The sequence below is a fragment of the Pseudomonas sp. GW704-F2 genome (assembly GCF_059423025.1).
The window spans coordinates 44,947-55,642 of sequence record NZ_JBWKXO010000036.1 but is presented as its reverse complement, the minus strand read 5'-3'; the positions used below and the strand labels follow the sequence as shown (position 1 = coordinate 55,642).

Here is a 10,696-nt window from a genome sequence, read left to right as displayed (position 1 = left end):
TGGCGTACGGTTACCGGGACAGCGAATTCTTTTTCATGAAGATCAAGAGCGTCTTTCCCGGCAATCCGTGAAGAACCCAAAAAAAGCCATTCGAGCGCGTCGAATGGCTTTTTTACCGCGCGCCGCGCTTATTCGGCAATCTGCAACTTGCGCGATTCCGTATAGATGTAGCGCACCTTTTCGTACTCGAACGGCGAGTTCAACTGACCGTAGCGGAAGCTGGTCTGGTAACGCTTGTCGACCACGCGCAGGGCCCAGATCTCCGGATGGTTGGAGCTGACTTCGGAGACGTTCAGGAAGTTGATCTGCGATTCGGCGCTGTAGTCGACCACCAGGCCGCTGGTATCGCGCAGGTTCGATGGGCCCAGGATCGGCAGCACCAGATAGGCGCCGCCAGGCACGCCATAGAAGCCCAGGGTCTGGCCGAAGTCTTCGCTCTGGCGCGGCAGGCCCATGGCGGTAGCCGGGTCCCACAGCCCGGCGACGCCGATGGTGGTGTTGAGCAGCAGGCGCCCGGTGGTTTCCAGGGAGCGGTGACCCTTGAGTTGCAACAGGCTGTTCAACAGATTGGGCACATCGCCCAGGTTGTTGAAGAAATTGCTTACGCCGGTACGCAGGAAGCTCGGCGTGACGTAGCGGTAACCGTCGACCACCGGCAGGAACACCCATTGGTCGAAGCGGTAGTTGAAGTGGTAAACGCGACGGTTCCACGATTCCAGCGGGTCGTACACGTTGAGGGCGGTCAGTGACGAGCGTTCGAATTCGCGCTGGTCCAGGCCCGGGTTGAACTTGAGCTTGCTCAGCGGCTCCTTGAAGCCGTCGGCACCCACGACGGTGGGCGCGTGAGCCTTGCTGTTGTCGGCATTGGCCACGCTTGCGCACATCAGGGCGGCAAGCAGCAGAAGATATTTAGCCACGGAAAAACTCCAGCATGGCGTCGGCGTTGACGCGGTAGTTGAGGTTGCCGCAATGGCCGCCCAGCGGGTAGACAGTCAAGCGATCGCCGAAGGTTTGACGCAGGAAGCCGAGGTCGCCCGGGCCGAGGATCAAGTCGTCGGCGTTATGCATGACGGCGATTTTCGGGCTGGTGTGCAGGTAGTCCTTGAGGGCGTACAGGCTGACCTGATCGACCAATTGCAACAGGCTGCCGCCATCGGAACGGGCGCGCCACATCGGGATGACCTGTTCGGTGAGGTAGCAATCGAAGTCACATTGCAGCGCGCGCTTGAGGAACGGCGTGAGGCTGGTGCCTTCGGTGATCGGGTACTTCGGCGGGATGATCAGGCCGCGGCGGTTGATCAGGTCTGAGGTGAACGCGATGTCGGCCGCCGAAAAGCGGAACGTGGTGCCGATCAGCATGGCCATCTGTTCGTTGGTCAGGTGCTGCTTGGAGTTCTGGAAGTCGTAGAGCAGGGCGTCGTTAAGGTCGATGTAGCCCTTTTGCTGGAAGTAGCGGGTCAGCTTGTTCAACACCAGTTCATAAAAGGTCGTGGTGTTGTTGATGCCCTTGACCTCGGTCTGCACCAGCTTGTCGAGGTTGGTGATCGAGGTGTACAGGTTGACCGGCGGGTTGAGCAGCAGCACTTTCTTGAAGTTGAAGCTGCGGCGGGTTTCGTCGAGCTTGCTGACAAAGGCCGCATCCAGCGCACCGAGGCTGTAGCCGCTGAGGTAAAAGTCGGTGACCGGCAGTGAGGCGTTCTGCGCGCGCACTGCTTGCATCACGCGGTACATGTCTTTGGCGTCTTCCTGGGTGATACCCGGCGTGGCGAAGCGCGAGGCGGCGCTCATGAAGTCGAAGCTGGTCGGCGATGACAGTTGCACGACGTGGTAGCCGGCCTGGTAGTACAGTTTTTTCAGGTATTCGTTGATGCTGCTGTCGAACCGCGCACCGGTGCCCGAGATCAGGAAGATCAGCGGCGCGGCGCGGTCTTGCTTGGCGATGCGGTAGGTGAGTTTCTTCACTGCCCAGAAGTTGTCGGGCAGGCTGAATTCGCGCTCGGGACGCATGTTCAGGGTGTAGTCGGACTGGTTGATTTCGTCGTCGCTCGGCAAGCTGGGCCGAAGGTCAGGCGGGGTGGTGGCGATGGTCGCTTCGAACGGGTTGGTCAAAGGGAAGCCATAGCTGGCCTGGTCGATGTCGACGGCCAGTGCTGACGCACTCAAAAAAAGGCTGCCCAGCAAGGCAGCGCAGCGCAAGGAACGGAGCATGACTTAATCCCTAAGAGGAAACGTGCTGAATGAAGTTCGCAGGCTATGACCACCGCGTTGCCACCGAAGTGCCAGCCATCGGCACGAAAAGTCGGATAAAAAACGTCGGAGTCGGGGTAATAGTAGGCAGAAGATACACTTTGCCGCGTATTGATGGACACTTATCTGCGTACACATCTTGCTAACGGCCACCGGGGGATTAAGCTGAGCGCCGTTTTTGCCTATCGGAGTGCTCCATGTCCCGCCGCTTGCCGCTGACCCTACTGCTCATTGCCTTGCCATTATGGCTGGCCGCCAGTTATGCCGCGCGTTATGGCTTCATGGAGGATGGCCGGTGGGTCGGCATTTGCGCGGATGAAGCCAGCCGTTGGGAATGCCAGGTGCGTTCGAACCTGGGCTTGATGATTCACTTCCAGGTGATGGGCTGGGCTGCACTGATCGCGTCGGTGCTGGCGTTTTTCGTGCCGGGCCGTGCGGGGTGGGGGTTGGCGGTGCTGGGGCTGGTGTTCGGGTTGCCGGCGTTGGCGTTGTACAACACCACATTTGCGGTGTTTGCGGTGGTGATTGCCGGGTTGCGCTTGGTCCGCAAGCCACGGGCGGCCTGATAGGGCCAATCGGGGGCAAGTCGAATCGTCGCACCGCCCCTTCCACATGGGAACGCGTTCCAAATGTGGGAGGGGCTTGCCCCCGATGGCACTCTTAAGCCTTGCGCATCCGCAAGCACCGCCACAAAGCCACAACCATCAACCCACTGACCAGCGCCCAACCCCATGCCTGCTGGTTCAACAGCCCTTCGCGGAACAGCTGCGGCGCAATGCCGGCACCGATGATAAAGGCCAGTAGGGCAATTTCCCGACGTGGCCCGGTCACCGGGCGAATCAGATAGACCAGGGCAGGCAGCACCAGCGCCGCACTTGGGAAGCTGCGGTAGCGCGGGTCAAACACCAGCGCCAGCATCATCACCGCGCCAGCGAACCCGGCGATTGCCACCAGCCAGCCCGCGCGCGGTTCCAGCCAGTTGAACGCCCGCTCGCGCCAACCCTCGCGGCTGCTCAAGGCTAGGGCCGCATGTGCCAGTACCAGCAGGTTCAACGCGACCAGCAGCCCCGCCCACACCCATTCATCATTGAAGCGTGCGGTTACGCGGGTCAGTTCGGCCCAGGTGCCGATGGAACAGGCGGCGACGGCCCCGAGCAGCGGCAGCAGCCAGGCGGCGCGCACGCTGCGCACCCGCCCGCCGAGCGCCAGGGTGCCCAGCAGGATGAGTCCACCGACTCCCAGCCACAGTGGCCAGTACGGTACGTTGGTCACTGGGCCTGCGAGGATGCCTTTGTCCTGGCGATCGGCATCGAACAAGCCCCAGTAGCCGCCGACAGCGCCTTCACTGGCACGCTTCCACGGCTGGTCGAAGGCTTCGATCAGGTTGTAGTGCCAGCCATTGGCTTCGGCCATGGCCACGAAACCGCGCATGAACTTGGCCTCATTGACCCGGCTCGGCACCGCGGTTTCACGCTGGCGGCCTTCGCTGGGCCAGCCGGTCTCGCCGATCATTACGTCCTTGGGCGCGAATTTATTGCCGAAGGTCTGGCGCACGTCACCGACATGCTTGAGCGCCTGGTCGATTCCCGAGGGGGCGTCTTCCCAGTACGGCAGCAAGTGGATGGTCAGGAAATCCACCGCCGGGGCAATTTCCGGGTGTTGCAGCCAGAACTCCCAGACGTCGGCATACGTGACCGGCTGCTTGATCTGGCTTTTGACCTTATGGATCAGCTTCACCAACTGTGCGGCCGTGACTTCCTTGCGCAGCAGGGTTTCGTTACCGACGATCACCGAAGTCACCACGTCGGCGTTGGCGTTGGCCGAGGCGATCAAGGCGTCGACTTCTTTTTCGGTGTCGACCGGGTTGCCGTTGACCCAGGCGCCGATCATCAGTTTCAGCCCGTGCTTGCGCGCCAGGTCCGGCAAGGCTTCCAGGCCGGTCATGGAGTAGGTGCGGATGCATTCGAAGCGGGTGGCCAGCAGGGCCAGGTCGGCGTCCATGCGCTCGGGGCGCAGCTTGAACGGCTGGTCGAACGGTGATTGGTCCTTGTCGAACGGTGTGTAGGAGGCGCATTGCAGTTTGTGGCTGGCGCTGGCCACGTCCGGCAGCACCACTGGCCGGCCGAGGCCATACCAGTATCCGACCAGCGCAAGCAGGCCGAGGATCAAGGCGAATAAATAGGGCAGGGCAGGGAAGCGGGCAGTTGCGGGCATGGTCGGCTTATCTGGGGAGCAAAGGCGCGCATCTTACCCGGATTTGTCGCGTCCCAGTGGGGCTGCATGATTTAGACATGCAAAGTTCGGGCGGGGTATGAGGTGAGCGTCCCATAACAGCGATAGCTGGCGATGTGATGTCGTTTCTTGCTTACCTGAGGTCGCTGACAGAGCAGGACGCGGGCCCCGGCAGGTTGATGATCGAAGTATCAGCACTCCACTGATGTCGTTGCCGCCGGATCGATGCGCGTGAAGGGGGCGTGGCGCACCACATAACAACAGGTTGACGTCGCTCGACATCCGTCGGGCGCAGCACTTTCGGGGAAGTACGATGAAGATGCGACGACTCTTGGGCGCAGTTGCCACTCTGGTAGTTGCGATGAGCTCCACACTGGCCAGCGCCGACAGCAAAACCCTGAGCATCGGCTACGTGGACGGTTGGTCCGACAGCGTTGCCACCACTCATGTGGCGGCAGAGGTGATCAAGGCAAAGCTCGGTTATGACGTCAAGTTGCAAGCGGTCGCCACCGGGATCATGTGGCAGGGTGTTGCCACCGGCAAGCTCGACGCCATGCTCTCTGCCTGGCTACCCGTGACCCACGGTGAATACTGGGCCAAGAACAAGGACAAGGTGGTCGACTACGGCCCCAACTTCAAGGATGCGAAGATCGGCCTGATCGTGCCGGAGTACGTCAAGGCCAAGTCCATCGAAGACCTCAAGACCGACACCACCTTCAAGAACAAGATCGTCGGTATCGACGCCGGTTCAGGCGTGATGCTCAAGACCGACGAAGCGATCAAGGCCTATGGCCTGGACTACAAGCTGCAAGCCAGCTCCGGTGCCGCGATGATCGCCGAACTGACCCGCGCCGAAGACAAGCAGGAATCCATTGCAGTCACCGGGTGGGTGCCGCACTGGATGTTCGCCAAGTGGAAACTGCGGTTCCTGGACGATCCAAAAGGGATCTATGGCGCTGCTGAAACCGTCAACAGCATCGGTAGCAAGGGCCTGGAGAAGAAAGCCCCGGACGTCGTGGCGTTCCTGAAGAAATTCCAATGGGCTTCCAAGGACGAAATCGGTGAAGTCATGCTCGCCATCCAGGAGGGCGCCAAGCCCGATGCAGCCGCCAAGGACTGGGTTGCCAAGCACCCTGAGCGGGTTGCCGAGTGGCTCGCCAAGTAACCCCCCTTTGATGTAACCCTCTGTGGGAGGGGGCTTGCCCCCGATAGCGATGGATCAGTCAGATCATCAGCGACTGACACACCGCAATCGGGGGCAAGCCCCCTCCCACATTATTTTCGCCGCCCGCAAATGTTTCTGCGCCCTCGCAAACCCTCGCTACACTCCCTCTAATACTAAGGTCGTCTGGAACCTGCCCCGTAGCCGCATACAGTGGCTATTGTTTCAATAATAACAAAGCTGTGCTGCGAGGATAAAAACAATGAACGACAGCATTTACCTCTCGATTCAAAACAGCCCGCGCTTCAAGGAGCTGGTTAGAAAAAGGGAAAGGTTCGCCTGGATTCTCTCGGCGATCATGCTAGGGCTTTACTCCGGATTCATCCTGTTGATTGCCTACGGGCCACAATTGCTGGGGGCTAAGATCAGCTCCACTTCGTCCATCACCTGGGGAATCCCTATCGGTGTCGGGCTGATTCTATCGGCCTTTGTCCTCACTGCGATCTACGTGCGACGCGCCAACGGCGAATTCGACGATCTGAACAATGCGATTCTCAAGGAGGCTGCGCAATGATCCGTCGTCTATTGGCTGTACTGGGTGCTTCGGTCTTCGCGCCTGCTATATGGGCGGGGGAGGCGTTGACCGGTGAAGTGCAAAAACAACCGCTGAATATTCCAGCGATCCTGATGTTCGTGGTCTTTGTCGGCGCGACGTTGTGCATTACCTACTGGGCGTCCAAGCGCAACAACTCGGCGGCCGACTATTATGCGGCCGGCGGCAAGATCACCGGCTTCCAGAACGGCCTGGCGATTGCCGGCGACTATATGTCGGCCGCGTCCTTCCTGGGTATTTCCGCACTGGTATACACCTCCGGCTACGACGGCCTGATCTACTCGATCGGCTTCCTGGTGGGCTGGCCGATCATTCTGTTCCTGATCGCCGAGCGCCTGCGTAACCTGGGCAAATACACCTTTGCCGACGTGGCGTCCTACCGCCTCGGGCAAACCCAGATCCGCAGCCTGTCGGCTTGCGGTTCGCTGGTAGTGGTGGCGTTCTACCTGATCGCGCAGATGGTTGGCGCGGGCAAGTTGATCCAGCTGCTGTTCGGCCTTGATTACCATGTAGCGGTGATCATGGTGGGTGTCCTGATGTGCTTGTACGTGCTGTTCGGCGGCATGCTGGCGACCACCTGGGTGCAAATCATCAAGGCAGTGTTGCTGCTGTCCGGTGCTACGTTCATGGCAGTCATGGTGATGAAGCACGTCAACTTCGACTTCAGCACGCTGTTTTCCGAGGCGATCAAGGTTCACCCTAAAGGTGAAGCGATCATGAGCCCTGGCGGTTTGGTGAAAGATCCGGTCTCCGCGTTCTCCCTGGCTCTGGCACTGATGTTCGGTACCGCCGGCCTGCCGCACATCCTGATGCGCTTCTTCACCGTGAGCGACGCCAAGGAAGCGCGCAAGAGCGTGTTGTACGCCACTGGTTTCATCGGCTACTTCTACATCCTGACCTTCATCATCGGTTTCGGCGCGATCCTGCTGGTCAGCACCAACCCGGCGTTCAAGGATGCTGCAGGCGCCTTGCTCGGTGGTAACAACATGGCGGCGGTTCACCTGGCCAACGCGGTGGGTGGCAGTATCTTCCTGGGCTTCATCTCGGCTGTGGCGTTTGCCACCATCCTCGCGGTGGTTGCGGGCTTGACCCTGGCCGGTGCTTCGGCGGTGTCCCATGACCTGTATGCCAGCGTGATCAAGAAAGGCAAGGCCAACGACAAAGAGGAGATTCGCGTCTCGAAGATCACCACTATCGCCTTGGCGGTGCTGGCAATCGGTCTGGGTATCCTGTTTGAAAGCCAGAACATTGCGTTCATGGTCGGCCTGGCGTTCTCTATCGCTGCCAGCTGTAACTTCCCGGTGTTGCTGCTTTCCATGTACTGGAAAAACCTCACCACCCGTGGCGCAATGATTGGCGGCTGGCTCGGGTTGGTCAGTGCTGTGGGCCTGATGGTCCTGGGGCCGACCATCTGGGTGTCGATCCTGCATCACGAAAAAGCCATCTTCCCGTATGAGTACCCTGCGCTGTTCTCGATGTTCATCGCGTTCGTCAGCATCTGGTTCTTCTCCATCACCGACAAGTCGGCGGCGGCAGTCAAGGAACGGGCGCTGTACTTCCCGCAGTTTGTGCGTTCGCAGACTGGCTTGGGGGCGAGTGGGGCGGTTTCTCACTAAGGTTATAGCTCAATAGGAAATGCCCCGGTCGATAGGCTGGGGCATTTTTTTTTGGCTGGAGTTTTGTGGTGGCTGGGCCATTGCTATCGGGGGCAAGCCCCCTCCCACAGTTGGTTGCATTCCAAGGTGGGTAGTTGGTCAGGTTTTGGGGGGGAATAGGAAATGCCCCGGTCGATAGGCTGGGGCATTTTTTTTGGCTGGAGTTTTGTGGTGGCTGGGCCATTGCTATCGGGGGCAAGCCCCCTCCCACAGTTGATTGCATTCCAAGGTGGGTAATTGGTCAGGTTTGGGGGCTTAATAGGACGTGTCCCGGTCGATAGGCTGGGGGCTTGCTCCCGATAGCTGAATTTCAGACAAAACAGTTTCTTGGTTCTTGCACAAATAAAAACGGCCTCCATGAAGGAGGCCGCTTTTTTATTGCGCGTCAGTCAGATGCTTACTTGCGATCTTCCAACTTGGTAATGTCACGCGACTCGTAGCCGGTGTACAGCTGGCGCGGGCGGCCAATCTTGTACGGGCTGGAGAGCATTTCTTTCCAGTGGGAGATCCAGCCCACGGTCCGCGCCAGGGCGAAGATCACGGTGAACATGCTGGTTGGAATGCCGATCGCCTTGAGGATGATCCCCGAGTAGAAGTCGACGTTCGGGTACAGCGAGCGTTCGATGAAGTACGGGTCGGTCAGAGCGATCTCTTCCAGGCGCATGGCCAGTTCGAGTTGCGGATCGTTCTTGATGCCCAGTTCCCTCAACACTTCGTCGCAGGTCTTCTTCATGACGGTGGCGCGCGGGTCGCGGTTCTTGTAGACCCGGTGACCGAAGCCCATCAACTTGAACGGATCGTTCTTGTCCTTGGCCTTGGCGATGTATTTGTCGATGTTCGAGACATCGCCGATTTCATCGAGCATGGTCAATACGGCTTCGTTCGCACCGCCGTGGGCAGGGCCCCACAGCGCGGCGATACCGGCGGCGATACAGGCGAACGGGTTGGCACCCGAAGAGCCGGCCAGACGCACGGTAGAGGTGGAGGCGTTCTGCTCGTGGTCGGCATGGAGGATGAAGATCCGGTCCATTGCCTTGGCGAGCACCGGGCTGATCGGTTTGATCTCGCACGGGGTGTTGAACATCATGTGCAGGAAGTTTTCCGCGTAAGTCAGGTCGTTGCGCGGGTACATCATGGGTTGCCCCATGGAGTACTTGTAAACCATTGCGGCCAGGGTCGGCATCTTGGCAACCAGGCGGATCGCGGAAATTTCGCGATGCTGCGGGTTATTGATGTCGAGGGAGTCGTGATAGAAAGCCGACAGGGCGCCGACCACGCCGCACATGACGGCCATCGGGTGGGCGTCGCGACGGAAGCCGTTGAAGAACGTCTTCAACTGCTCGTGAACCATGGTGTGGTTCTTTACAGTACTGACAAACTGGGCTTTCTGCTCGGCGGTTGGCAACTCGCCATTTAGTAGCAGATAGCAGGTTTCCAGGTAGTCCGATTTCTCAGCCAGTTGCTCGATCGGGTAGCCCCGATGCAGCAAAATGCCATTATCGCCATCAATATAGGTAATCTTCGACTCGCATGAGGCAGTCGACATGAAACCTGGGTCGAAAGTGAAACGGCCCGTGGCCGTCAGGCCCCGTACGTCGATAACATCAGGACCAACGGTGCCGGTTAAAATGGGCAGCTCGACGGGGGCTGCGCCCTCGATGATCAACTGCGCTTTTTTGTCAGCCATGTGGCCTCCTATTTATGCTTCAAATCATCAGACAGACCCCCCACGCAGGGCCCGCACCACTATAGTGAGATAAATTCAGATGTCAATTTGCCTAAAGTCTTGCCCCAGAAGGCTTTAACCGGACTTTTTCCTCGAAATTTACCGCCATTTACGCCTTTTATCCTGCCAACGCAATGCGCTATTAGGGTGAGGTCAGCGCGTTGTCATTAGTAACCTAACTGTCTATACTCGGCCACCGACCGCCAAGGGCTTTTGGGCTTGCTTTCATTGGGGGTCGCACTCCCTGGGTGGTGTTACCTGACCAGTCCGCTCCCCAACAACTTTGCCCTGATTGTTAGGGGCTCTTCAGTGTGAAAAAAAGCCGTGAATAGCCAACGACCTGTAAACCTAGACCTAAGGACCATCAAACTCCCCATCACCGGCGTTACGTCGTTCCTGCACCGTGTTTCCGGCATCATCCTCTTCCTGGGCCTGGGCTTCATGCTTTATGCATTGAGCAAATCCCTGGGTTCCGAGGAAGGTTATGCCGAGGTGAAGGCATGCTTGACCAGTCCGCTGGCCAAGTTCGTAGCATGGGGCCTCTTGTCCGCTCTGCTGTATCACTTGGTAGCCGGCGTGCGCCACTTGATCATGGATATGGGCATCGGTGAGACGCTGGAAGGCGGCCGCCTGGGCTCGAAAATCGTCATCGCCGTTTCCGTGGCGCTGATCGTTCTGGCAGGAGTTTGGATATGGTAACCAGCGTAACGAATCTGTCGCGTTCGGGCCTCTATGACTGGATGGCACAGCGTGTGTCTGCGGTCGTTCTCGCGGCTTATTTCATTTTCCTGATCGGATACCTCGTCGCCAATCCGGGTATCGGCTATGAGCAATGGCATGGCCTGTTTTCCCACAATGCGATGCGAATCTTCAGTCTGCTGGCCCTTGTAGCCCTGGGCGCTCACGCCTGGGTCGGCATGTGGACCATTTCGACCGACTACCTGACGCCGATGGCGCTGGGCAAGTCTGCGACAGCAGTACGGTTTCTCTTCCAGGCAGTATGCGGCGTCGCGATGTTCGCTTACTTCGTCTGGGGTGTGCAGATTCTTTGGGGTATCTGA

At 59.0% G+C, this 10,696-nt stretch carries 10 protein-coding genes; 6 read left to right on the top strand and 4 right to left on the bottom strand.

The genetic code is table 11. The features are described from left to right. Positions 1–128: 128 nt before the first annotated feature. Both AC07W0_RS24335 and AC07W0_RS24330 read right to left on the bottom strand, forming a co-directional pair. Entirely contained in the window at positions 129–917 is a 789-nt protein-coding gene (locus AC07W0_RS24335) for an MlaA family lipoprotein (RefSeq protein ID WP_046384201.1), read from the bottom strand. Continuing rightward, positions 910–2,208: a serine protein kinase PrkA gene (locus AC07W0_RS24330; RefSeq protein WP_017846756.1), complete on the bottom strand. Its 1,299-nt coding sequence runs from the start codon at positions 2,206–2,208 to the stop codon at positions 910–912. Before AC07W0_RS24330 ends, AC07W0_RS24335 begins: the two co-directional genes overlap by 8 nt. A 236-nt stretch (positions 2,209–2,444) precedes the next feature. Here AC07W0_RS24330 and AC07W0_RS24325 point away from each other — a divergent pair, with 236 nt between their 5' ends. Further along, the gene (locus AC07W0_RS24325; protein WP_017846757.1) at positions 2,445–2,813 is read left to right on the top strand and encodes a hypothetical protein; all 369 of its coding nucleotides are present in this window, start codon (positions 2,445–2,447) and stop codon (positions 2,811–2,813) included. 94 nt (positions 2,814–2,907) lie between these two features. On the opposite strand, the gene AC07W0_RS24320 is transcribed toward AC07W0_RS24325, so the two are convergent. After that, the gene (locus AC07W0_RS24320) at positions 2,908–4,461 is read right to left on the bottom strand and encodes a glycoside hydrolase family 17 protein (protein WP_102618158.1); all 1,554 of its coding nucleotides are present in this window, start codon (positions 4,459–4,461) and stop codon (positions 2,908–2,910) included. A 331-nt stretch (positions 4,462–4,792) separates the two neighbouring features. Between AC07W0_RS24320 and AC07W0_RS24315 the strand changes: the two genes are divergently transcribed. From AC07W0_RS24315 to AC07W0_RS24305, 3 genes are all read left to right on the top strand, one after another. Next, positions 4,793–5,644, top strand: coding sequence for a glycine betaine ABC transporter substrate-binding protein (locus AC07W0_RS24315; RefSeq protein WP_026139996.1), 852 nt, complete (start codon positions 4,793–4,795; stop codon positions 5,642–5,644). Between the two features lie 259 nt (positions 5,645–5,903). Further along, the gene (locus tag AC07W0_RS24310) at positions 5,904–6,215 is read left to right on the top strand and encodes a DUF485 domain-containing protein (RefSeq protein WP_017846760.1); all 312 of its coding nucleotides are present in this window, start codon (positions 5,904–5,906) and stop codon (positions 6,213–6,215) included. Continuing rightward, positions 6,212–7,870 (top strand): cation acetate symporter, encoded by a 1,659-nt coding sequence (locus AC07W0_RS24305; protein WP_017846761.1) that lies wholly within the window; start codon positions 6,212–6,214, stop codon positions 7,868–7,870. Before AC07W0_RS24310 ends, AC07W0_RS24305 begins: the two co-directional genes overlap by 4 nt. A gap of 436 nt (positions 7,871–8,306) precedes the next feature. Here AC07W0_RS24305 and gltA read toward each other — a convergent pair whose 3' ends face one another. Then, the gene (gene gltA / locus AC07W0_RS24300) at positions 8,307–9,596 is read right to left on the bottom strand and encodes a citrate synthase (RefSeq protein WP_017846762.1); all 1,290 of its coding nucleotides are present in this window, start codon (positions 9,594–9,596) and stop codon (positions 8,307–8,309) included. Positions 9,597–9,959: 363 nt separating this feature from the next. Here gltA and sdhC point away from each other — a divergent pair, with 363 nt between their 5' ends. Together sdhC and sdhD are read left to right on the top strand one after the other, a co-directional pair. After that, entirely contained in the window at positions 9,960–10,334 is a 375-nt protein-coding gene (sdhC, locus tag AC07W0_RS24295) for a succinate dehydrogenase, cytochrome b556 subunit (protein WP_017846763.1), read from the top strand. Beyond that, the gene (gene sdhD / locus AC07W0_RS24290; RefSeq protein ID WP_017846764.1) at positions 10,328–10,696 is read left to right on the top strand and encodes a succinate dehydrogenase, hydrophobic membrane anchor protein; all 369 of its coding nucleotides are present in this window, start codon (positions 10,328–10,330) and stop codon (positions 10,694–10,696) included. The genes sdhC and sdhD overlap by 7 nt, the downstream gene beginning before the upstream one ends.